Consider the following 22,316-nt stretch of genomic DNA (forward strand, 5'->3'; position numbering starts at 1 on the left):
AGGATAGTGCAGTGAAGCCTTTTCCGTCCATGCACCTGCATCACGGAAAGCGCTTCAGGCGCCCCGGCAAGGCCCCCTTAGTTAAGTGGTATAACAGTTGACTTGTAATCATCAGTTGGCGGTTCGATTCCGTCAGGGGGCACCAGAATGATCAGCACATGGGCTGACCCGCACGGGTTGGCCCATGTGCTTTCAGGAGCCTGAAACCGGCGCCGAAAAAATAGCTTGGCGTTTCTGCGAATTGCGCATAGTATTCGCCCCCTCCAGACGCGGGGTGGAGCAGTCTGGCAGCTCGTCGGGCTCATAACCCGAAGGTCGCAGGTTCAAATCCTGCCCCCGCAACCAGATTCAACAAAAAGGCTCGATTGCTCCGGTGATCGGGCCTTTTTGCCATATCTGCTCACGCGGCCCCCGGATTGAGCCCTTTGACCGGACCTCATCCCGGTCGGTTGGTCGGGTCAAGGTGTGCTACCGCACGTACACGACAGGTTTTAAGGTCTATGCTGTCCTCGAGGGAAGTTGACATGTCGACGACCGTCGCGTGCGCGTCCCGGACGGGGGGAGTGGGATGTCCAGTGAGTTGCACGATACGCCGCGGCAGAACCGCATTCTTGCGGCGCTGCCCGCAGACGAGTATTCCCGCCTGGAAGACGACCTGGAGTGGGTTGCGCTTGCCGCAGGCCAGATCGTGCATCAATCCGGCGGTAATCAGCCTTATGTGTACTTTCCAACGTCTAGCATTCTTTCCCGAATTGCTACGGGGGCCGATGGGGCCTCTGCCGAGCTGGCGATGACCGGTTGCGACGGGCTGGTGGGCATTCCCCTGGTGCTCGGCGGAGAAACCAGCAATTACAAGGTGATCGTGCAGCGGTCGGGGCAGGCCTATCGCCTGCGTTCAGAAGTGGTGTGCTGGGAGCTGGACCAGGGGGGGAGTCTGCGACGCCTCTGCCTGTGCTACATCCAGGCAGTGATGACCCAGATGGCCCAGAGTGTCCTGTGCTACCGGCACCATTCGGTCGATCAGCAATTGTGCCGGTGGCTGCTGCAGAGCCTTGACCAGATTCCCGGCACGGTGCTCGACGTGACCCAGGAGATGATCTCCAGCTTCCTCGGTGTGCGCCGCGAAGGCGTGACCGAGGCGGCCGGAAAGCTGCAGGCCGCGGGGCTGATCCTGTATCGGCGAGGCCACATTACCGTAACTGATCGGCCGGGCCTGGAGGCTCGGGTGTGCGAATGCTACGCAGTGGTCAGGGCTGAATACGCGCGCCTGTTTGGCCTGGTGACGACGAGCCTGGCGAGGCAGCGCCCCCGGCCGAATCCGGCAACCCTGCGCCAGCGCGCCGAGGCGCGCCTCCGCCAGAGCCCCCCCGGGCTGGTAAGCGGGCAGTGGGATACCGCCCACTTGTTGCATGAGCTGCAGGTGCATCAGATCGAGCTGGAAATGCACAACGAGGAGTTGCGTCACGCCTACGATGAGGCCGATTCCCTGCGCGAGAAGTACGCTGATCTTTACGATTTTGCGCCGGTCGGCTATGTGACCCTGGATGCGGAGGGAAGCATCCTGCAGATCAACCTGGCGGGGGCGATCATGCTCGGCATCAAGCGCTCGCAGATGGGCAAGCTGCGCTTTGCCGCCTTCGTGAATCCTGACTGTCTGCCCAGGTTCAATGCCTTTGTGGGCGAGGTGCTTGGTGGCAGGAACCGCAGCAAGTGCGAGATCATACTGGCGCAGACGGCCCATCGGCCGGCGCTGCGTGCCCGGATTGAAGCCGTTGCCGACGAGGCCGGGGGCGAGTGCCGCATGGTGGTGATGGAGGCCATCGACAAAAGATTGCCTCAGCTTGCAGCGCAGCCGCCGCAGGCGGGGCCGGACGTGCGGGGTGCGCAGGACGTTCTTCAGTAGGCGTGCAACCGGCGCTCAGGGGGGGCTCAAGCCCTTGCCCATCCGGGCGGTCAGCCAGAAGGTGCTGCCTTCTCCGGGCGCGCTGATTACACCTGCATCGCCACTCATGCGGCGGGCAATCTTGCGGGTGATGGCCAGGCCCAGCCCGGTACCGCCGAACTTGCGTGTGGTCGTTTCGTCCGCCTGGACAAAGGGCTGGAAGAGTCGAGCCTGTTGCTCGGCGCTCATGCCGATGCCGGTGTCGCTGACCTCAAAGCGCAGCAGCATGTCGTCGGCTCCCTCTTCCTCCACCCGGCCCGTCAGCCTGACGCTTCCGTGGGGAGTGAATTTGATGGCGTTCGCCAGGTAGTTGAGCAGTGCCTGGGCCAGGCGGAGCCTGTCGCCGTGCAGGACGGCGGGCAGGCCATGCAGGTCGGTATGGAGTTGCAGGCCCTTGGCGGTGGCGTTGGCGGAGACGATGCCCACGGTCTCTGCCAGCAGTGTCTCCAGGTTGAAGTCGGCCTGTTCCAGTTCCATCCGGCCGGCTTCGATGCGCGAGAAATCCAGGATGTCGGTGATGAGCCGGAGCAGATGGCGGCTGGCGGTTTCAATGGTGTCCAGCCTTTCGGCCTGGGCGTCAGTGATGCCGCTGCGGCGCAGCAGGAAGACCATGCCGAGGATCCCGTTCATGGGGGTCCGGATCTCGTGGCTCATGTTGGCCAGGAAGCTGCTCTTGGCCCGATTGGCGGTTTCGGCGGCATCACGGGCCGCGAGGAGTTCCGCCGTGCGTTCCGTGACAAGGGCTTCCAGTCGGGCATTGAGGGCGCTCAACTGCTGGCGTGCCTGTTCGGCTTCGGCATGGGCACGACGCAGCTCGTCGTTCTGCATCTCCAGTTCTATTTGGTGAACCTGGAGTTCGTGCACCAGGCGCAGGGTGGCGATGTCTTCGGGATGGCCGGCTGTGCCCTTGTCCTGCAGGCGCGCCTCGGCCCGCTGGCGCAGATCGGGGTCAGTGCTCACGGCGTGCCTCGCGCTTGCGCAGCCGGGCTTCAAGCTGCTTGGTGGCGGTGATGTCGATGAAGGTCACCACGACCCCGTCGATCACGTTGTCCTGGGTGCGGTAAGGCATGATGCGCACCTGGTAGTGGCGCCCGTCCCGGGTTTGCACCTGTTTCTCGCAGAACACCAGGGTGGTCAGTACGGCGAGCGCATCGGTTTGCAGCTCGGGGTAGCTGAGGTCGGTGGCAATGTCCGAGAGGGGGCGGCCCACGTCGCCGGGGATGAGCTTGAAGAGATGGGTGGCGTAGGTGGTGTAGCGCCGCAGCTTCATCTCGTTGTCGAGAAAGACGGTGGCGATTTCCGTGCTATTAAGCAGGTTCGTCATGTCGTTGCGGGCCCAGGTCAGGTCGTCCACCTTGGCTTGCAGCTCGGCATTGATGGTCTGCAGTTCCTCGTTCATGGACTGCAGCTCTTCCTTCGAGGTGGTGAGCTCCTCGTTGGTGACCTGGAGCTCCTCGTTGGCCGATTTGAATTCCTCGGCCGAAGCTTGCATCTCTTCCTGGCTGATGCGCAGGGCCTCCCGCAGCTGGTTCAGTTCCAGCAGCAGGGCACTCTCCCGGTCGGAGACCGCGTTGCGGCGGTGCCGTTGTCCGCTCACGGGCGCTTTCACATCGGTGAACACGACCAGCACGCGGTTGCTCAGGGGCTCCGGTTTTTCGATGCCCTGAACCGTGATGTTGACCCGTTGCAGCTGCCCATTGACCTCCACTTGCAGGCCGTCCAGGTGGATGGGCTGGGGGTGGTGCAGGGCGTTGCGAATCACCCCCACGAGGGCTTCGCGCAGGCCTTCGCGGGCCATGGCGTGGATGTTGATGTTGACCTTGCCGGCGGCGGGCTCCAGGTATTTTCCGGTGCGGCCGCTGATGTAGAGGATGTCGCCGTCGCCATTGACCAGCACGGCGGCCGGCGCGTAGTTTTGTTGGATCAGCTGGTCGGTCTGGTATTCCAGGCTGTCCCTGAAATCCACGTGCCCGTTGTCGGGGCTGGCTGGTGCCGAGGCCGGTGTCCGCACCGGGAAGTCCAGCCACGAGGCCCGGGCGCTTTGCTCGATGCGCCTGAAGATGTGGGTCTTCTTGTCGAGGGGGGCAAAGAGGTCGGTGAAGCCGCTGATGGTTTCGGCGCTGCCCAGCACCAGGAGCCCGTTGCGGTTGAGTGCGTAGTGGAAGAGGGGGATGACCTTTTTCTGTAGCTCCTGCCCGAAATAGATCAGCAGGTTGCGGCAGGAGAGCAGGTCGAGCTTGGTGAAGGGCGGGTCGGAAACCACGTTCTGGGTGGCGAAGATGACCATCTCGCGCAGATTTCGGTTGACCCGATAGCCACCGTCTTCGGCAACAAAATGGCGGGCCAGTCGCTCGGCCGAGACGTCGGCCGCGATGTTGGCGGGGTAGCGGGCCTTGCGGGCCTGGTCCACCGCATCCACGTCCAGGTCGGTGGCGTAGATCTGCAGGGTGAAGTGGGCCTCCGGCCGGTGCAGTTCGAGGGCTTCCTTGAAGACGATGGCCAGCGAATAGGCCTCTTCGCCGGTCGAGCAGGCAGGCACCCAGGCGCGCAGGGCGTCGCCGTCCGGGTGGTGGGCGAGCAGGGCTGGAATGGCAGTGTCGCGCAGGTAATCCCACACCGCGGGGTCGCGGAAGAAGTTGGTCACGCCGATCAGCAGCTCCTTGAAGAGCAGGTCGAGTTCCTGGGGGTTGTCGCGCAGGTAATGGACATACGCGGCAATCCCTTCGATCTGGAGCAGCGCGATACGCCGTTCGATGCGCCGGTAGAGGGTGCTTGGCTTGTACAGGGACAGGTCGTTGCCGCTGCGGTTGCGCAGCAGCACGACGATCTGTGCAAGGGTGTCGGCGTCACTGGTGCCGACCGGGCTGTCGATGGCCTGGCCTGCCGGGAAATGCCGGATGAAGCGGATGATGGCGCTCACCAGCTCGCCAGCCGGGGCGGTGATATCCACCACGCCGGCCTTGACGGCGCTCTCGGGCATGCTGCCTGCCTTGGCCTCGGTGGGGGGCTGGACCAGGGTCAGGCCGCCTTTCTCCTTGATGGCGGCAAGGCCGAGCACGCCGTCGGAGCCCATGCCCGACAGGATCACGCCAATGGCCCGGTGCTGGCGGTCGTCAGCCAGGGTGCGCAGGAAGAAGTCGATAGGCAGACGCAGCCCCCGCTTCTCGGAAGGTTCGAGTAGATGCAGGGCCCCGTGCAGGACGGACAGATCCTTGTTCGGGGGGATGACGTAGACGTGGTCGGGCTGCAGCGTGGTGGTGCGGGTGACCTCCAGCACCGGCATGGGCGTGGCCCGCTGCAACAGGGCAGGCAGGTTGCTGGTGTGATCCGGGTCGAGGTGCTGGACCACCACGAAGGCCATCCCGCTGTTTGCCGGGGTATGACTCAACAGGACTTCGAGGGCTTCCAGACCACCTGCGGAGCAGCCGATCCCGACAATCGGTAAGTCGGTTTTGGGGGCGTTGTCCGGGGCTCCCGAATGGGGCGTGTGTGGCGGATGTGGGAGGGCCATTCGTGATCTCGCCGGACTGGAGTATGGATTGCGGGGCACGGGCCGGCTCCGGAGATCCGTATTTTAATGGGGGCACTATGAACGGGGGGCACGACTATCTCACGCCACCCCGCTTCTACCGATGACCCTGATCCGAGTCATTTGTCAGGATGAGTCGCCACAGGATACGCCTCGCAGTTCCAGAATGTGCTGAGGCCGCAGCGTGGTCGGTGCGCTGCCGCACGTTACGGGGTGGCACTCTGGGTTTTTGCACTCCAGTGAATAAGCATTCCCGGATTTGATATTTGGTAGCGCCGGCCCTGACGCTAAGCTCCGGCCTCCTGAATGTGCCGGATGTGCCCCCCCATGCTGATCCCTGACGCTTACGCCGCGACCTTTGTCGGTCTTGTCCTTGTCGGTCTGTTCGTCACTTTTCTGCGGGAGTGGCTCAAGCCCGATGTGGCGGTGATGGGGGCGGTGGCGATCCTGTTGGCGGCGGGGCTGCTGAAATCCCGGGAGGTGCTGGGGGTGTTCGGCAACAGTGCGCCGATCACCATTGCCTGCCTGTTCATCATCAGCGGTGCCCTGTCGCGCACCGGCTGTGTGGACACCCTCGGCGAGTGGCTGGCCGTGGCAGCGGGGGGCAGCGAGCGGCGCCTGCTGGCGGCGCTGATGCTGACCTGCCTGCTGGTGTCGCCCTTCATCAACAACACGCCGGTGGTGATGGTCATGATCCCCGCGGTCATCGCGGTGGCCAGCCGTCGCGGGCTGGCCCCGTCGCGCCTGCTGATCCCGCTTTCCTACGCCACCATCCTCGGTGGGTTGGTCACCATGGTGGGGACGTCTACCAACATCCTTGTGGATGGGGTGGCGCGGGCCCAGGGGCTGGCGCCGTTTTCCATGTTCGAGATCAGCTTGCCGGCGCTGGTCATGGCAGCAGTCGGGCTGGTGTTCATGCTGATCTTTGCGCCACGCCTGTTGCCCGTGCGCGAGACCCTGACCCAGCAGTTCACCGGCAGCGGGGAGCGCTGGTTCATGACCGAGCTGTTTGTGCCCGACAACTCGCGTCTGGTGGGCAGGACACTGAGGGAGGCCCGCCTGAGCGACGACACCATCCAGGTGCTCAATCTGGTGAGGGGTGAGGCTGAGCTTGCCAATCCGGAGCCGGAAACCCGCCTCGAGGCGGGAGACCGGGTGGTGGTGCACAGCCACAGCAGTGCTGTGATGGCTTTGCGCAGTACCGATCTGGTGGGCCTGCAGGGGCAGCCCCAGGCCGGCGATCATGACCTGGAAACCCTGCGGCGCCGGGACGTGGTGATGCTTGAGGCGATTGTCGGCCAGACCTCGCGCTACGTGCTGCGCCCCATCCGCGATCTGGATCTGCTGACCCGCTATGGCATCCACCTGATTGCGGTGCATCGGCGCGACGCCTCCTTCTCCGAGATCGGCGACGACTTTCAGCTGCAGGTGGGCGATGTGCTGCTCGTTGAAGGCACGCCGGCCCAGATCAAGCGCTTCTGTGACAACGGTGATCTCTTTGCCCTCACCGAGGGGCGTCAGCTGGCCAGTCGCCGTCACAAGGCGCCGATCGCCCTGGGGACCATTGTCGGGGTGATGCTGCTGGCGGCCCTGGACGTGATGCCCATCGAGGGGTTGGCCCTGATCGGTGCGGCGGTGGTGGTGCTCACGGGCTGCATTACCAGCGACGAAGCCTACAAGTCCATCGAATGGCCCATCCTGATCCTGATCTTCGGCATGCTCGCCATCAGCATCGCCATGCGCAGCTCCGGCCTGGACCGCATGCTGGCCGTGCAGCTTGCCGAGCTGGGGCAGGGGCTGTCTCCATGGATGATGCTGTCCCTGGTCATCCTGATCACCTCCATCGCCACCGAGTTGCTCAGCAACAATGCCATCGCCGTGCTGTTCACGCCGGTGGTCATCGGCCTGGCCCAGCAGATGGGCGTGGATCCGCGCCCCTTCGTGGTCGGGGTGATGTTCGCGGCCAGCTGCAGCTTTGCCACGCCCATCGGCTATCAGACCAATACCCTTGTCTATAGCGCCGGCAATTATCGTTTCAGTGATTTTGCCCGGCTGGGGATTCCCATGAACATCATCACTTGGCTTCTGTGCAGCGTCCTGATTCCGCTGTTCTGGCCCTTTCAGTCCTGAGTCCGGTGCCGACAGCCCCTGCCACTGGCTATCCCGTGTGATCTTGGGGGGCTGAGCGCAGGGGCCCGAGCAGGGCGCGCAGGTCGTTGTGATCGAGTTCGTGCATCAGGGCCAGCAGGTGGCCCAGCCGGCCCGCCGGAAATCCCTCCCGGGCGAACCAGGCCAGGTAGTGGCCGGGCAGGTCGGCAAGCCGCCGCCCCTTGTACTTGCCGTAGGGCATGCTCTGATCGACCAGGGCTTGCAGGTCCTCGGGGTTCACGGCCGGGGCGTCAGGGCGTCGCGGGCGGCCACGGCCAGGTCCAGGGCGCGCAGGCGCAGGGCCGGGTCGAAGATGTCGCAGACCAGCATCAGCTCATCCGCCGCGGTGGCGGCGAGCAGGCGGGCCAGGCCATGGCGCACGGTGTCGGGCCCGCCGATGACGGCGGCGCCGAGAAAGTCGGCGATGGCAGCCCGCTCTTCCGGGTGCAGCCCGGCTATGAAGTTCTCTTCCGGGGGCTGCAGGCGCCGCCGGTCGCCCCGCAGGATGCCGAGTACGCGACGGAAGGTGCTGCTGGCGAGAAATTCGGCTTCTTCGTCGCTGGGCGCGGCGATCAGCGGGACGCCGATGATCACGTAGGGGGCGGCGAGCTGCGCCGAGGGGCGGAACTCCCGACGGTACAGTTCGATGGCCTGCAGCAGCATGCGTGGCGCAAAGTGGGAGGCGAAGGCGTAGGGCAGGCCCTGGGCCGCGGCCAGGCGTGCCGAGAAGAGGCTGGAGCCGAGGAGCCAGATCGGCACCCGGGTGCCGGCGCCGGGCATGGCGATGAGCTGCTGGCCGGGTTCGGCCGGCGCCAGCAGGTGCTGGAGTTCGGCCACGTCGCGCGGAAAGTCTTCTTCCCGTTCGATGCGGTCCCGGCGCAGGGCGCGCATGGTCAGTCCGTCGGTGCCGGGGGCGCGCCCGAGGCCCAGGTCGATCCGCCCGGGGTAGAGCTCGGCCAGGGTGCCGAAGGCTTCGGCCACCACCAGCGGGGCGTGGTTGGGCAGCATGACGCCCCCCGAGCCGACCCGGATCGTCTGGGTGCCGCCTGCGATGTGACCGACCAGCACGGCGGTGGCCGAGCTGGCGATGCCGGCCATGTTGTGGTGTTCGGCCAGCCAGTAGCGGGCGAAGCCGAGGGCTTCGGCGTGGCGGGCCGTGCGCAGGGCGATGGCCAGGGCTTCGGCCACGGTGCTGCCTTCACGGACGGCGACCAGGTCGAGGAAGGAGAGGGGCGTGGGCTGTGAGGTGGGCGCGTTCATGCCCGTCAGTGTCCGTCAGAAGCCCTGCAGCAGGGAAGCCTTCCGGCGGATACCGTGCTGACGGCCCATCGTCGTGGCGGAGTTCAGGCCAGCATCCACCAGTCGCCGTCCCAACCTGCGGTAGCCTGGAAGAGGCGCTCCTGTTCCACGAAGCGTTGGCGGGTGGCCTTGATCTGGTCGGCAACGCGCAGGAAGGCGCCGACCACGTGGGGGTCGAACTGCTCGCCAATGCGTTCCCGGATCATCGACAGCACGGTGTCCACGGGCAGGGCCTTGCGGTAACTGCGATCGTGGGTGAGGGCGTCAAAGAAGTCGGCGATGCCGACGATGCGCCCGGAGAGAGGGATCTCCCGGCCGCTCAGCCCCAGTGGATAGCCGGCGCCGTTGTAGTGTTCGTGGTGGGTCATGGCGATCTCGCCGGCGAGCTGGAGAAGAGGCTCGTCCGACTGGCCGATGATGGCGGCACCGATGCGCGGATGCTCGCGCATCAGGCGCCACTCTTCGGTGGTAAGCGGGCCGGTCTTGCTGAGGATGCTGTCGTGGATGCCGATCTTGCCGATGTCGTGCAGCTGGGCGGCGTTTTCGAGCAGCGCGCACCAGGTTGCGGTGCAGCCCAGGCTGGCGGCGATCAGACCGGAGTAGGCGCCGATCCGGGCGGTGTGCAGGGGCGACTCGCCATCCCGCTCTTCGGCCCGTCGGGCCAGATCAAAAAAGGTCTCTTTGTGGAGTTTGCGGATGGTGCTGACGGCCCGGTCCCGCTCCCGTTGAACGGCTTCGGCTCGCCCCAGCGCCTGTTCCAGCTGGATGCGGGTTGCTGCGTTATTGCGCTGTGCTTCCTCCAGCTGTCGGGTCAGGCGTTCGACCTGCTGCGCGGGGGAGATGTCGGCGGTGATGGTGGCTTGGTTCATGGTGTTTGTCGGAGCAGACCCGTGTGGGGCGCGGTTTCCGGAGGTGGCTGGGAGCTCCCGTGCAATGTAGTTCATGTCTAAACGTCAAATACGTTAAATTCGACACAAAAAGAGATGTTGTTAAAGGGGCCGCCAACTTTTTGGCACACGGGCGAGCCCCTCCGGTCAGGTTTGAGTGGTGTTGCCGGTCGGTGTGTGCTGCGCTGCCGGGGTGGGTGGGATGGGCCGGTCCGGGGTACACTCGCGGCCTTTCGAATGCAGGGCCGTATTTTCGGGCTGGCCTGCCGGCTTACTGTGGAGGTTTTTCGGATGACCATCGACTGGGCTCAGTTCACGCCCATGGCGTCCCTTGGCGGTGGGGCGTTGATCGGACTCGCCGCAGCGATCCTGGTCATCGGCACCCGCCGGATTGCCGGCATCAGCGGAATCTTCGGAGAGGTCCTCAACGGTGCCCGCGACGGGCTGGGTTGGCGGCTGGCCTTCCTGGCCGGGCTGCTGGCGGCGCCCTGGGTGGTGCCGGGCCTGGCCGGTGCCACGGGTGAGGCGCGCTTCCCGGTGTCGTGGCCGCTGCTCCTCGTTGCCGGTTTGCTGACCGGCTACGGCACGCGCATTGCCCGCGGGTGCACCAGCGGCCACGGGGTGTGCGGCCTGTCGCGCCTGTCGCCACGTTCGCTGGTGGCCGTGCTGTGCTTCATGGCGTCGGGGATGGTGACCGTGACCGTGCTGCGGGTTCTGTCGGGAGAGGCCGCATGAGCCACCTGGTGGGGTGGGTGGTGCCGCTGGTGGCCGGGCTGTTGTTCGGTCTTGGCCTGATCGTCTCGGGCATGATGGATCCGGCCAAGGTACAGGCCTTTCTGGATGTGGGCGGGCGCTGGGACCCGTCGCTGGCGCTGGTGATGGGCGGGGCGATTGCCGTGGCCCTGCCCGTGTTCCAGCTGGCGCGGCGGCGCCATCCGGCTGTGCCCCACGGCCCGGTGGAGGGGCGCCTGATCGTGGGCAGCGTGCTGTTCGGGATTGGCTGGGGGCTCTCGGGCTATTGCCCGGGGCCGGCCCTGGTGGCCGCCAGCGCCGGCAGTGCCGAGGCGCTCGGCTACGGGGTGGCGATGGGCCTTGGCATGGTCATCGGCAATCGTTTCGGTGCGCTGGATCTGCAGCGGACGTAAGGCCCGGCCGTCAGGTGGCGGCCGGCGGACAGGACAGGATGACGGGCATGGCTTTGCGGATTGCAATCAACGGTTACGGACGGATCGGGCGGTGTTTCCTGCGGGCTCTGCTGGCCTCGCCGGTGCGCGGGCACTTCGAGGTGGTGGCCATCAATGAGCCGGCCGACCTGGAGAGCATGGCCTACCTGACGCGCTTCGACTCGACCCATGGCTGTTTCCCGGGCACCGTGGAGGTGGGGCCGGGCAGCCTGCGCATCGACGGACGGACGATCCCGGTCTTTCATGCGGATACGCCGGAGGGCGTGGCCTGGGGCGAGCTGGGGGTGGACGTGCTGGTGGAGGCATCCGGCCGTTACAGCCTGCGCCAGGATCTGGAGCGTTTTCTGGCTGCCGGCTGCCGGCGTCTGCTGCTGTCGCATCCGGGGCAGACGGCGGAGGACGTGGATCAGACCATCGTCTTCGGCATGAATCACGAATTGCTCAGCGGGACGGAGCGCATCGTCTCGGCGGCCTCTTGCACCACCAATGCCATCGTGCCGGTACTGTCCATCCTGGATGAGGCCTTCGGGCTGGATCACGCCATGCTCACCACCCTGCACTCGGTGATGAACGACCAGCCCCTGATCGACGGCTATCACCACACCGACCTGCACCGCACCCGTTCGGCCATGCAGTCGATGATCCCGGTATCCACCGGGCTGGCCCGGGGCGTGCAGCGCATGTTGCCCGAGCTGGCCGGGCGTATCGAGTCTAAGGCGATCCGGGTGCCGGTGGTGAATGTGTCGGCCATCGACCTGGTGGCGACTTTGCGCCGCGGCACCACTGCGGCCGAGGTGAAGGCCTTGTTGAGGGCGGCGGCGGAAGGCGGCGGCGCGGGGCGCATGATGTACACCGATCACCCCCATGCCTCCATCGACTTCAACCACAGTCCGCACTCGGCCATCGTGGATGGCGGCCAGACGCGCTTGAGTGGTGATCGCCTGCTCAACCTGCTGGTGTGGTTCGACAACGAGTGGGGCTTTGCCAACCGCATGATCGACGTGGTGGACTTCTGGGGCCGGCGCATGTTGCGTTAGCTCGGGCTGCCGGACGCACCGAGCCCTTGCAACGGCGGTATGACGTTTGCTGGAGGGACTGTAAGGGCGACTTCCGTCGCCCGCGGTTCAATCGACGGCCTGCCTCTGATCCGCGTGTGGTGGGCGACTGAAGTCGCCCCTACGGGAGAAGCGGTGCAGACGCTTGTCAGGCGATCGCTCAGAACTGCCGGGCAAACTCCGTGGCCTGCCAGATGGCCCGTTTGGCATCCAGTTCGGCGGCGACGTCGGCGCCGCCCACCAGGGTGAAGGGCGTCCCCGCGGCAACCAGGCTTTCTGCCAGCTCCCGCCGGGGCTCCTGCCCGGCGCACAGCACGACGGTATCCACCTCCAGCAGGCGGTCCTGTCCGTCTACCCGGATGTGCAGGCCGGCGTCGTCGATACCCAGGTACTCCACCCCGCCAAGCATGTGCACGCCACGTTTCTTCAACAGGAGGCCGCGCGCCCAGCCCGTGGTCTTGGCCAGCCCCGCACCCAGTTTGCCGGTCTTGCGCTGGAGCAGCCACAGCTCGCGTACCAGCGCCGGCATGCGTGCCGGGGTGAGGCCGCCCCGGTTGTCGGTGTAGGCCGCGTCGATGCCCCATTCATTCTGGTAGGCGGCGATGGGGTCGGGGCTGTCGCCCGGGTGGGTGAGCAGTTCGGCCACGTCGAAGCCGATGCCGCCGGCGCCGATGAGCGCCACCTTGCGACCCACCGGGTGGCGCCCCTCGATGACGTCGATGTAGCTGGCAACCTTGGGGTGATCCAGGCCTGGGATGGGCGGACGGCGCGGGATGATCCCGGTGGCCAGGACCACGTGGTCGAAGCCGGCGAGGTCGTCGGCCTGCACCGTGCGGCCCAGCTGCTGCGTCACTTCGAGCTCGCGCAGGCGGGTGCGGAAGTAGCGCAGGGTTTCGGCGAAGTCTTCCTTGCCCGGGATCTTGCGGGCGTAATTGAACTGGCCGCCGATGTGCTCGGCCGCGTCGAACAGGCTGACCCGATGCCCGCGCTCGGCCAGGGTGGTGGCTGCGGCCAGCCCTGCCGGGCCGGCGCCCACCACGGCCACGTTTTTTGCCGCGGTGCTGGCCGGAGCGGCGGGCTCGTACTCCCGGCAGGCATCCGGATTGACCAGACAGGAGGCCGCCTTGCCGGCAAAGATGTGATCCAGGCAGGCCTGGTTGCAGGCGATGCAGGTGTTGATGGCGTCGGCGCGGCCAGCGGCGGCCTTGGCCACGAACGCGGTATCGGCCAGGAAGGGGCGGGCCATGGACACCAGATCGGCGTCGCCGCGAGCCAGGATGTCTTCGGCCACCTGGGGGTCGTTGATGCGATTGCTGGTGATCACGGGCAGCTTCACCACCTTCTTCAGCCGGGCGCTGAAGGCACTGAAGGCGGCCCGCGGCACGCTGCTCATGATGGTGGGGATGCGTGCCTCGTGCCAGCCGATGCCGGTGTTCAGCAGGTTGATGCCGGTGTCTTCGGCGGCTTTGGCGAAGGCTTCGACCTCGTCCCAGGTACTGCCGCCCTCCACCAGGTCGAGCAGGGACAGGCGGAAGATGAGGATGAAGTCGGGGCCGGCGGCGGCCCGCACGGCGCGCAGCACTTCCAGCCCGAAACGGCAGCGGTTCTCGAAGCTGCCGCCCCAGCGGTCGTCCCGGAGATTGGTGCCGGGGGCGAGAAACTGGTTGATCAGATAGCCCTCCGAGCCCATCACCTCGACGCCGTCGTAGCTGGCCTGGCGGGCCAGGGTGGTGCTGCGGGCGTAGTCAGCAATGGTCTGGAGGATTTCGTCTTCGCTGAGGGCCCGGGGTGTGGCCGGATTGATGGGCGCCTTGATCGCGGAGGGGGCCACCGGCTGGCGGCCGTAGGCGTAGCGTCCGGTATGCAGGAGCTGCAGGCAGATGCGGCCGCCCTCGGCGTGTACGGCGTCGGTGATGATGCGGTGCCGGGTGGCCTCGGCCTCGCTGTCGAGCACCGAGCTGCCCTGGTGGATGCCGCCGTCGCGATTCGGTGCAAAGCCGCCGGTGACGATCAGGCCGACGCCATTGCGTGCCCGCGCTGCGTAGAAGGCCGCCATGCGCTCGAAGGGGTGGTCCATCTCCTCCAGGCCGGTGTGCATGGAGCCCATGAGCACCCGGTTGGGGAGGGTGGCGAAACCCAGGTCTAGGGGGGCGAGCAGGTGCGGGTAGGGCGAGGGGCGAGTCATGGGCGGCGGTCTCCATTTATGCTTGTGCCGCGCATTTCAGAGGCCCGCCGGAGGAATGTCAATTTGCCCTAACGGAAGGCGCGCTGGAGGGCGACCACCAGAAAAATGCCGCCGGCCAGCACGCCGCAGGCAATGAAGGCATCGGCGCAGGCCAGGGCCAGGGCTGGCGACGTGGGCGAAGCGAGCGGTGTGGTCAGGCTGTCAGGGAGGCGCGTGGTCCACTCGCCCGGCGTGCTGTCCGGGCCCAGGTGGGCGGTGTAACGCCACTCCAGCAATACCGTGCCGCTGGTGATGGCCGATGACAGGCCCAGCTGGCGGACGATGTTCTTCACCTGGTAGGCGTGGGAGAACACTGCCGGATCAATGCGCACGAAGGTGCCGAAGGCCACCGGCCCCATGTAGAGCGGGAGCGCCAGACTGGTGAGGAAGGCTGGCAGCAGCAGGGCGTGCCAGTCGCCCGTGGTGGCCGAGTGGCTCAGCCACAGGCTACCGCCGCTGATCAGGGCCAGGCCGACGAGCATGAAGGGCCGCAGGCGGGGCCAGTGACGTGCCAGGCCGGCGTGGGCCAGGGCGGTCAGCACGCTGCAGGCCATGGCCCCGCTCAGGATCCAGGCCGTGCTGCCCATGTCGAGCCCGAGTCCGTGCTGGAACAGGATGGGCATCAGGAAGCCGCTCAGGCCGATCAGGAAGTAGCCGCCGAAATAGAACAGGATGCCCAGCAGATAGCGTTGCTGGAAGAGTTTGCGGTAGTCGATCAGGGGCCGTTCCCGTCGCCACTGGCGGGCGGCGAAGAGGCTCAGGGCAACGATTGCGGCCATACCGATGGCCAGCACCGGCAGCGGGGCCGAGAACAGGCTGAACTGCAGGGCCTGGATGGAGTACTGGAGCGCGAACACCGCCACCACCAGCCCGATCAGCCAGCCCCAGTGTTCGTGGCTGCGGGCTTCCGGCGCCACCGTGTCCCGCGGCAGGCGGGGGGCGAGGAAGGCGGCAAGACCGGCAGCGAGGGGTAGCATCACCCAGAAAATGGCCTGCCATCCTCCTGCAGCGATCAACCCTGCCGCCAGCACCGGGGCGATGGCAGCCCCGCCCAGCAGGGTACCGATGAAGGTCAGCAGCCCGGAGAAGCGGGCGGTTTCGGGCAGGCGGTTGATCTGCATGCGGCCGGCGGTGAAAAAGGTGGCACCTGCCGCACCCTGCAGGGCCCGGCCGAGGGTGAACTGGCCGGGCCCTGCCGCCGTGGCGCAGAGAAGGGCGCCCAGGGCGAAGACGCCGAGGGAGGCAAGGATGAAGTCCCGGTAGCCGATGCGCTCGACGACCCACTGGTGCTTGTAGAGCATGAAGATGGCACCCACCCCATACACGGTCCAGGCCATTGCAAAGCCCCGGGCGTCGATACCCAGCCCGCCCATGATGGGGGCCGCCGCAAAGGTGACCATGCCGGTCTCGATGAACTCGATGCCGGTCACGGCGGCCACCACCCACAGCAGCACGCGCACGGAGTGGGGTGGATGGCCTGAACGGGGCAGGGTGAGGGCGGGGTCTGCGTTCATGGGCGGGAGCCGGAAGAAAGGTGCTTCGAGTCTAGGCGGGGTGAGTGAATGTCTCAAATCGATCTGCTCGATCCATAATATGAATATGGTCGATATTGATTACGCCGCCTTCCGTCGCCTGGACCTGAACCTCCTGGTGGCCTTCGATGCCCTGGTCAGCGAGGCCAGCGTCAGCCGCGCCGCGGCCCGTCTGTTTGTGGGGCAGCCGGCCATGAGCCATGCCCTGGCCCGTCTGCGCGAGACCTTCGGTGATGACATCCTGTTTCGCGACGGGGCCGGGATGCGGCCGACACCCCGGGCGCTGGCGCTGGCCGGAGCCGTCCGGCAGGTGCTCGACGATATCCAGCACCTCGCTCGCGGAGCGCGGGCCTTTGACCCGGCGGAGGCCGAGGGGCGCGTGCGCATCGCCCTCACCGACCCGCTGGAGGCCCTGCTGCTGCCCGGCCTGGTGGCACGCCTGCGGGCGCGCGCGCCAGGCCTGATCCTGTCGGTGCTGCCGATCCCCGCGTCACGTCAGCTGGAGCAACTGGACGCGGGGGCGGTGACCCTGGTGGTCGGGCATTTCCCCCAGCTGCGCGAGGTGCATGAGGGCCTGGTGCTGCATGAGTCGGGGTTCTCGTGCGTCTTCAACCCCGCCCTGATCCAGGTGCCGCCGGGGCCTTCACTGGCCGATCTGGCGGGGCTGCCGCATATTCACACCAACTACGTGGGGGAGCCGCCGGGCTTGGTGGATCGGGTTTTCACGGCCCAGGGGCTGAGCCGTCAGGTGGTGGCGCGCAGCGCCATGCCCTTGTCCATCCCCTTTGTGCTGAAGCGCAGCCCGCTGGTGGCGATCCTGCCCGACATGCTGGCCCGGATGTTCCTGGCCCATGTGGATCTGCGCTTCGAGCCCCTGTGCATCGAGGGTTTGAGTCTGCCGATCAGCCTGGTGCGCCACCGCCGGGAACGCAGCGACCCGCTGACCGGTTTCGTGGCCGGCCTGTTGGCAGACAGCGTGGCGGAGTGGGTGGCGGCGGGCGGCTGATCGGAGCGAGAAAGCTGCCTTAGTCGGCGCGGGAGAGGGCCGGGCGACGGCCGATTTCCACCTTGAGGTCGAGCTTTTCCTTTCCCCGGCGAAGCTCGAAGCCCGCCTTGCGGCCGGGGGCGAGAGCGGCGATGGCCTCCAGCATGGCCTGGGGATCATTCACCTTGCGGCCCTCCACGGCCAGCAGAACGTCACCCGGCTTCACCCCGGCGCGCTCGGCGGGGCTGCCGCGTATGACGCCGGAGATCAGGGTGCCCTCGCTGGACACCATGCCGAAGGAGTCGGCCAGTTCGGCAGTGATGGCCTGAACCTCGACGCCGATCCAGCCCCGCGTCACCGAGCCGTTCTGGATGATCTGTTCCATCACGCTGCGGGCCAGGGATACGGGGATGGCGAAGCCGATGCCCAGGGAACCCCCGGAGCGAGAGTAGATGGCAGCATTGATGCCCACCAGGGTGCCGCCGGTGTCGATGAGGGCACCACCGGAGTTGCCCGGGTTGATGGCCGCGTCGGTCTGGATGAAGTCCTCGAAGGTATTGATGCCCAGGTGGGATCTGCCGAGGGCCGAGACGATACCCATGGTGACGGTCTGGCCGACACCGAAGGGGTTGCCGATGGCGAGCACCACGTCGCCCACGTGAAGTTGCTCGGTGCGCCCGAAGGTGATGGCCTTGAGCTTGCCGTCAGACTTGATCTGGAGCACGGCCAGGTCCGATTCCGGATCGCGGCCGACGATGCGGGCGGGCAGCTTGCGGCCGTCATTGAGGGCCACCTCGATTTCGTCAGCGGCTTCGATCACATGGTTATTGGTCAGCACATAGCCTTCCGGCGAGACGATCACTCCGGAACCAAGGCCCGAGGCGCGCTGCTGGGGGCGATTGTCGAGGCGATCACCGAAGAAGTGCCGGAACAGGGGGTCGTCGGCAAAGGGGTGACGCTGGGCCTTGACCTCCTTGCTGGTGAAAATATGCACCACCGCCGGCAAGGCAGCGCGGGCCGCGTCGGAATAGGACGCCACCGGACGCCCGCCCGCGACACTGGCTGGCGCGATGCTCTCCTGGATGGTGACGGAGGGCAGGGCAGGGCGCTCGCCGGTCCACTCGGGCTTGAGCGTGCTGACCACAAACAGCACGGCTACCGAGACCGTGACGGCTTGGGCAAAGATTATCCACAGGCGATGCATCGTAAAATCGCTAACAGGTGGCGCGCGGGTGCGCAGCCGGAGTGCTTGGGTTTCAAGGAGAAGTGGCCATGGAAAGAGCCGAATTGCAGCGTTATCTCGACAATCTGCTCGAAGTCGGGCGCTTCAGGGATTATTGCCCAAACGGGTTGCAGGTGGAAGGACGCGCTGAAATCCGGCGCGTGGTGTGCGGGGTGACGGCCAGCCAGGCCCTGCTCGATGCCGCCGTGGCCCGGGAGGCGGATGCGGTGCTGGTGCATCACGGCTACTTCTGGCGTGGGGAGGACGGGGTGATCACCGGTTTGCGCCGCAAGCGCCTGGGCACCCTGCTGAGCCGGGACATCAACCTGTTCGCCTATCACCTGCCCCTGGATGCCCATCCCGAGTTGGGCAATAACGCTCAGCTGGCGCGTCTGATGGGCTGGATGCCGGAGGGGCGCTTCGGCGAGCAGGATATCGGCTGGACGGGGCGCCTGCCCCACGCAATACGAGGCGATTTGCTGGCCCGGCAGGTTGCTGCGCGGCTCGGGCGGGAGCCCCTGCTGCTGGGTGACCCGGCGCGCACGGTGGAGCGGATAGCCTGGTGCACCGGGGGCGCCCAAGGCTATTTCGAGCAGGCGATTGCCTGCGGGGTCGATTGCTTCGTTTCTGGCGAGGCGTCCGAACAGACTACCCATCTGGCCCGGGAGTCCGGGGTGAGCTATCTGGCTGTCGGCCATCACGCCAGTGAGCGCTACGGGGTGCAGGCCCTGGGTGCCCACCTGGTTGAGCGCTTCGGGCTGGATGCGACTTTCGTGGAGGTGGATAACCCGGTCTGAGGCGTCAGGCGGCAGCCGTATTCCTGTCCTCGGCGCTGGGCGGATCCATGTCCACCAGGCTCAGTTCCGTGGGCGGCTTGTAGGTGCCGAGCTCGTCGTCGAGGATGGCGAGCAGCAGCAGCAGCAGCTCTTCGACCACCGTCAGCGGGAAGCCCTGGCGGGTCCCGTTGCGGTTGTCGCGCAGGATCTGGTGGATGTAGGCCTGTGCTTCCTGGGTGCCCCACAGCTCCTGCAGGCGCTGGATGACGTGCGGTATCTGCTCGATCGTATCGGCGCCACCGCGCATGGTCTTGAAATCGCTCCAGCTGATCATCTTGACGTTGAAGGTCTTGTTGAGCTGGCGGGTCAGGGCTTCAAATTCGGCGCGCATGCCGGCTACGTGATACACCTCGAGCAGCTTGAGCCAGGGCTTGACGGCCTGCCTGGGGTTGTTGCGGATGTAGTCGGCGAGGGTCTCGGCGGCGCCCTGGGTGCGCCCGAAGGACATCATGATTTCAGCCAGTTCGAGGGCCGAGTCATGCTCGTCGACGTTCTCATCGAAGGGAATGGGGTGAGCGGGAGCGAAGGTGGGCTCGGCCCACTCTCCGTTCGCGTCTGCCTGAGTCGGTGCCGTGCTGTGTGACACCGCGTGTGCCCGCATCTCGGGCAGGGACGATTCGGCTTCGATGCTGACGGCGGGCGTTGCCTGCGCGATGACGGCGCCTGGACCGGAGGTGGCGGGTTGGCCAGGATGCTGCAGTGTGGTGTGGAACTCGGGCTCGCTCATGACCGGTGCGTCGGAGGCGCTGCGTCGGCGCCGCAGATAGATCAGCGCACCTCCACCCAGCAGTACTGCGAGGAGGCCGGCGACCGGGCCGGTCCATTGTTCAAGCAGCGTCTGCATGTCATCGCTTGCGGTCACCGGGGCTGCCGCGGGCGTGCCCGGGGCCGGTGCCGGCAAGGTGGCCGGCTTGCGGTTCTGGTCGAGCTGCGCCACCCTTTCCTTGAGCAGGGCCTGGTACTCCTCCAGCCGTTTGATCTTCTCGTCCAGCTCGATCTGTGCAGCAATGCGATCATCGATCTCTGCCAGGGTGCGCTGCTCCTGGCTACGCGGAGGGGGCTGGGTGCCGCTGTCTTCAGCCTTCGGCGGGTTGGCCAGCAGCGGCGACATGCGTAGCGGGACAAGGCTGGCTTCATCGCCTGCGCCGATGAGCAGGCGGTCCTGACGGACCGGTTCAGAGGTGCGCGGAGCCGCAGCGCGAGCCGCGGTGGGGCTTCCTGTCGGGGGGGGCTCGGCAAGGCGCGCCAAAGGAACAGGTCTGGCCGAAGACTGGGCCGGCCGCGCCTTGGCTGGCGCAGGTGTCCGGGGGCTGTGCTGGGCTGCGGCCGAGGGCATTGCTGTACGACGGCTTACTGCCGGCGTTGACGTCGGCGCGTCGGGCAGGGCTTTGCCTGGGGCCGTGATGGCCGTGCTGACGGGGGCGTCGACCGGTGCCACAGCGTTGTGTATTGTCGGTGGCGACAGCAGCAGGGTGAATTCCCGGCGCAGTTCAAAACCGCAAGCGACCCGCAGACCCAGCATTGCGATGGGGTGATTGACAGGTTCGCGGGTGGTGACCAACAGGCGATCGCCTGTAAGCCTGATCTGCGGATTGCGAATCCATGGAATGTCGTCACTGCTGCCGGTCACCCCTTTGACGCAGCTGGCGTCGATGTCCTCTCCCTGTGCCCGCATCAGCCTCACTTCGGCCCGCAGGGGTTCTCCCAGGGATGAATGGGCGGTGAGCTCGCCAAGGCCGGCAGCGTGGGCGGCGGCTCCGCAGAGAGGGGCAAGCGTCGCGATCAGAAGGGGAAGTGTTTTGCGCGCGCTATTCATCAAGGGGACGTTGGACATCCGGCTAAGGTGGCCTTGTGGGTATGTTGGGCTGTGGCGGAACCTTCGCGCCACGGCCGAAGCTACAGTATTCTAAAGAAGTTTGCAGCCCGCCGCGCCGACTTGTCGGCTGTTGATGGCGCGGAGTGTTTCAGGTGGTGCCATGCACGCCCCTTTTTACCTTATTTTGCCTGATCGACCCTTTTCTCCCTACTGTCATGCCTCTTTCCGAGCCCGCGCCCCGGCGCACCCGCATTCATACCCGCAAGATCGAGATCCAGGGGTTCATGCGTGACGATGGTCTGCTCGACCTGGATGCCCGCATCACGGACCTCAAGGACGTCGATTACCCTATCGCTTCCGGCATACGCCGGGTGGGCGACCCCGTGCACGATTTGCTGGTGCGGGTGACCATCGATCCGAACTTTTTCATTGTTGATGTGGAGGCGGTGTCCGACTGGGTGCCGTATCCCGGGGGGTGCGACACCATTGGGCCGGCGTATCGTCAGTTGATCGGCCTGAATCTCGTCCGGGGGTTTCGGCGGACGGTCGGAGAGATGTTCGCCGACGTGCGGGGCTGCTCCCACCTGACCGAGTTGCTGCTGTCCTTGCCCACGGCGGCCATCCAGACCTTTGCCACCTTTCGACGGGACAACGAGGACAACGGTGAAAAGCCGTTCCAGCTGGATCGCTGTCATGCCCTTGAGACGACCTCGGAGACGGTCATGCGTCACTACCCGAAATGGTATCGGGGCCCCGCTGAGGAATGAGCGGGGGCATGCAAATGTGCACTGCAGCGTGAATCCGGTCGCGCGTTCTCTTTCGTATATAATCATTTGATCCGAAAACCGGAGTACTTCGGCATGTCCGGGCTGCTGCGGTGTCAGGATCGTCTTTTCCTGCCTCTGGTCAATGGTGGCCAGATGCATGAAGAACGGAGCGGTGTGTGCGCTGGACGAGGGAGAACGGCGTACTGCATCGCGGAGCACGGGTGTGCTCCGAAGAGTCCCATCAACCAAGCGTGAGCGGCCTTTAAAAGGCCAAGACTTCGATCGAAGGGCAACCATGAAAATTCACGAATATCAGGGCAAGGAAATCCTGAGAAAATTTGGCGTCACGACGCCGCGCGGCGTGCCGTGCTTCTCAGTCGATGAGGCAGTCAAGGCAGCGGAAACGCTGGGCGGCAAGGTCTGGGTCGTCAAGGCCCAGATTCACGCCGGCGGCCGTGGCAAGGGCGGTGGCGTCAAGGTCGCCAAGTCCCTGGACGAAGTGCGCCAGTACGCCGGGCAGATCCTCGGCATGCAACTGGTCACCCACCAGACCGGCCCCGAAGGCCAGAAGGTGCGTCGCCTGCTTATCGAGGAAGGCGCCGACATCAAGAAGGAATACTACGTTGCCGCGCTGACCGACCGCGCCACGCAGAAGGTCGCCATGATGGCCTCCAGCGAAGGCGGTATGGACATCGAGGAAGTCGCTCACTCCACCCCCGAGAAGATCCTCAAGGTCTTCGTTGATCCGGCCGTCGGCCTGACTGACGAACAAGCCCTGTATCTCTCCAACGGTATCGGCGTTCCCGAAGGCTCCACCGCCCAGGCTGTGGACACCCTCAAGAAGCTGTATGCCACGTACATGGAAACCGATTGCTCCCTGGCGGAAATCA

General features: G+C 66.0%; 18 protein-coding genes and 2 tRNA genes. 11 read left to right on the top strand and 9 right to left on the bottom strand.

The annotated features are described in order from the left end of the window. The first annotated feature begins 71 nt into the window (after nucleotides 1–71). The 3 genes from ACIQ09_RS08610 to ACIQ09_RS08620 all read left to right on the top strand — a co-directional run bounded on the left by ACIQ09_RS08610 (nucleotide 72) and on the right by ACIQ09_RS08620 (nucleotide 1,903). Nucleotides 72–145: transfer RNA gene (locus ACIQ09_RS08610), tRNA-Thr, on the top strand. Nucleotides 146–268: 123 nt separating this feature from the next. Beyond that, nucleotides 269–345, top strand: a tRNA-Met gene (locus tag ACIQ09_RS08615). Between the two features lie 223 nt (nucleotides 346–568). After that, on the top strand, nucleotides 569–1,903 hold the full coding sequence (locus tag ACIQ09_RS08620; protein WP_398308211.1) for a helix-turn-helix domain-containing protein: 1,335 nt from the start codon (nucleotides 569–571) through the stop codon (nucleotides 1,901–1,903). A 15-nt stretch (nucleotides 1,904–1,918) separates the two neighbouring features. Here the strand turns inward: ACIQ09_RS08620 and ACIQ09_RS08625 are convergent, their stop codons facing one another. Both ACIQ09_RS08625 and ACIQ09_RS08630 read right to left on the bottom strand, forming a co-directional pair. Further along, complete coding sequence (locus ACIQ09_RS08625) at nucleotides 1,919–2,902, bottom strand: sensor histidine kinase (RefSeq protein WP_398308213.1); 984 nt, start codon at nucleotides 2,900–2,902, stop codon at nucleotides 1,919–1,921. Then, nucleotides 2,892–5,453 (bottom strand): chemotaxis protein CheB, encoded by a 2,562-nt coding sequence (locus ACIQ09_RS08630; protein ID WP_398308215.1) that lies wholly within the window; start codon nucleotides 5,451–5,453, stop codon nucleotides 2,892–2,894. Before ACIQ09_RS08630 ends, ACIQ09_RS08625 begins: the two co-directional genes overlap by 11 nt. 345 nt (nucleotides 5,454–5,798) lie before the next feature. Between ACIQ09_RS08630 and ACIQ09_RS08635 the strand changes: the two genes are divergently transcribed. Next, on the top strand, nucleotides 5,799–7,601 hold the full coding sequence (locus tag ACIQ09_RS08635) for an SLC13 family permease (protein ID WP_398308217.1): 1,803 nt from the start codon (nucleotides 5,799–5,801) through the stop codon (nucleotides 7,599–7,601). Nucleotides 7,602–7,629: 28 nt separating this feature from the next. Here the strand turns inward: ACIQ09_RS08635 and ACIQ09_RS08640 are convergent, their stop codons facing one another. The 3 genes from ACIQ09_RS08640 to ACIQ09_RS08650 all read right to left on the bottom strand — a co-directional run bounded on the left by ACIQ09_RS08640 (nucleotide 7,630) and on the right by ACIQ09_RS08650 (nucleotide 9,787). Further along, nucleotides 7,630–7,860, bottom strand: a complete 231-nt coding sequence (locus tag ACIQ09_RS08640) for a DUF3820 family protein (RefSeq protein ID WP_398308219.1) — start codon at nucleotides 7,858–7,860, stop codon at nucleotides 7,630–7,632. Continuing rightward, nucleotides 7,857–8,879 carry an LLM class flavin-dependent oxidoreductase gene (locus ACIQ09_RS08645; protein WP_398308221.1) on the bottom strand — a complete coding sequence of 341 codons (1,023 nt, stop codon included), beginning with the start codon at nucleotides 8,877–8,879 and terminating at the stop codon, nucleotides 7,857–7,859. The genes ACIQ09_RS08640 and ACIQ09_RS08645 overlap by 4 nt, the downstream gene beginning before the upstream one ends. A gap of 83 nt (nucleotides 8,880–8,962) precedes the next feature. Beyond that, nucleotides 8,963–9,787: an HD-GYP domain-containing protein gene (locus ACIQ09_RS08650; protein WP_398308223.1), complete on the bottom strand. Its 825-nt coding sequence runs from the start codon at nucleotides 9,785–9,787 to the stop codon at nucleotides 8,963–8,965. A 309-nt stretch (nucleotides 9,788–10,096) separates the two neighbouring features. Between ACIQ09_RS08650 and ACIQ09_RS08655 the strand changes: the two genes are divergently transcribed. Genes ACIQ09_RS08655 through ACIQ09_RS08665 form a run of 3 tightly spaced genes read left to right on the top strand, consistent with a single transcriptional unit; the run spans nucleotide 10,097 to nucleotide 12,026 of the window. Continuing rightward, nucleotides 10,097–10,540, top strand: coding sequence for a YeeE/YedE family protein (locus ACIQ09_RS08655; protein ID WP_398308225.1), 444 nt, complete (start codon nucleotides 10,097–10,099; stop codon nucleotides 10,538–10,540). Next, the gene (locus ACIQ09_RS08660; RefSeq protein WP_398308227.1) at nucleotides 10,537–10,950 is read left to right on the top strand and encodes a DUF6691 family protein; all 414 of its coding nucleotides are present in this window, start codon (nucleotides 10,537–10,539) and stop codon (nucleotides 10,948–10,950) included. Before ACIQ09_RS08655 ends, ACIQ09_RS08660 begins: the two co-directional genes overlap by 4 nt. Nucleotides 10,951–10,997: 47 nt before the next feature. Continuing rightward, nucleotides 10,998–12,026 (top strand): type I glyceraldehyde-3-phosphate dehydrogenase, encoded by a 1,029-nt coding sequence (locus ACIQ09_RS08665; RefSeq protein WP_398308229.1) that lies wholly within the window; start codon nucleotides 10,998–11,000, stop codon nucleotides 12,024–12,026. 178 nt (nucleotides 12,027–12,204) lie between these two features. Here ACIQ09_RS08665 and ACIQ09_RS08670 read toward each other — a convergent pair whose 3' ends face one another. Further along, nucleotides 12,205–14,229, bottom strand: a complete 2,025-nt coding sequence (locus ACIQ09_RS08670; RefSeq protein WP_398308231.1) for an FAD-dependent oxidoreductase — start codon at nucleotides 14,227–14,229, stop codon at nucleotides 12,205–12,207. A gap of 68 nt (nucleotides 14,230–14,297) precedes the next feature. Further along, nucleotides 14,298–15,782, bottom strand: a complete 1,485-nt coding sequence (locus tag ACIQ09_RS08675; protein WP_398308233.1) for an MFS transporter — start codon at nucleotides 15,780–15,782, stop codon at nucleotides 14,298–14,300. Between the two features lie 79 nt (nucleotides 15,783–15,861). Between ACIQ09_RS08675 and ACIQ09_RS08680 the strand changes: the two genes are divergently transcribed. After that, nucleotides 15,862–16,806 (top strand): LysR family transcriptional regulator, encoded by a 945-nt coding sequence (locus ACIQ09_RS08680; RefSeq protein ID WP_398308235.1) that lies wholly within the window; start codon nucleotides 15,862–15,864, stop codon nucleotides 16,804–16,806. A gap of 19 nt (nucleotides 16,807–16,825) precedes the next feature. Here ACIQ09_RS08680 and ACIQ09_RS08685 read toward each other — a convergent pair whose 3' ends face one another. Further along, nucleotides 16,826–17,989, bottom strand: a complete 1,164-nt coding sequence (locus ACIQ09_RS08685; RefSeq protein ID WP_398308237.1) for a Do family serine endopeptidase — start codon at nucleotides 17,987–17,989, stop codon at nucleotides 16,826–16,828. A 68-nt stretch (nucleotides 17,990–18,057) separates the two neighbouring features. Between ACIQ09_RS08685 and ACIQ09_RS08690 the strand changes: the two genes are divergently transcribed. Then, on the top strand, nucleotides 18,058–18,804 hold the full coding sequence (locus ACIQ09_RS08690) for a Nif3-like dinuclear metal center hexameric protein (RefSeq protein ID WP_398308239.1): 747 nt from the start codon (nucleotides 18,058–18,060) through the stop codon (nucleotides 18,802–18,804). A gap of 4 nt (nucleotides 18,805–18,808) precedes the next feature. On the opposite strand, the gene ACIQ09_RS08695 is transcribed toward ACIQ09_RS08690, so the two are convergent. Continuing rightward, entirely contained in the window at nucleotides 18,809–20,659 is a 1,851-nt protein-coding gene (locus ACIQ09_RS08695) for a FimV family protein (protein WP_398308241.1), read from the bottom strand. A gap of 215 nt (nucleotides 20,660–20,874) precedes the next feature. On the opposite strand from ACIQ09_RS08695, the gene ACIQ09_RS08700 reads away from it, so the two are divergent. Further along, nucleotides 20,875–21,426, top strand: a complete 552-nt coding sequence (locus ACIQ09_RS08700; protein ID WP_398308247.1) for a DUF2889 domain-containing protein — start codon at nucleotides 20,875–20,877, stop codon at nucleotides 21,424–21,426. A 295-nt stretch (nucleotides 21,427–21,721) separates the two neighbouring features. Next, on the top strand, nucleotides 21,722–22,316 hold a 595-nt coding region (locus ACIQ09_RS08705), incomplete at its 3' end, for an ATP-grasp domain-containing protein (protein WP_398308243.1).

This window comes from Zoogloea sp. (assembly GCF_044344315.1).
Lineage (GTDB): Bacteria > Pseudomonadota > Gammaproteobacteria > Burkholderiales > Rhodocyclaceae > Zoogloea.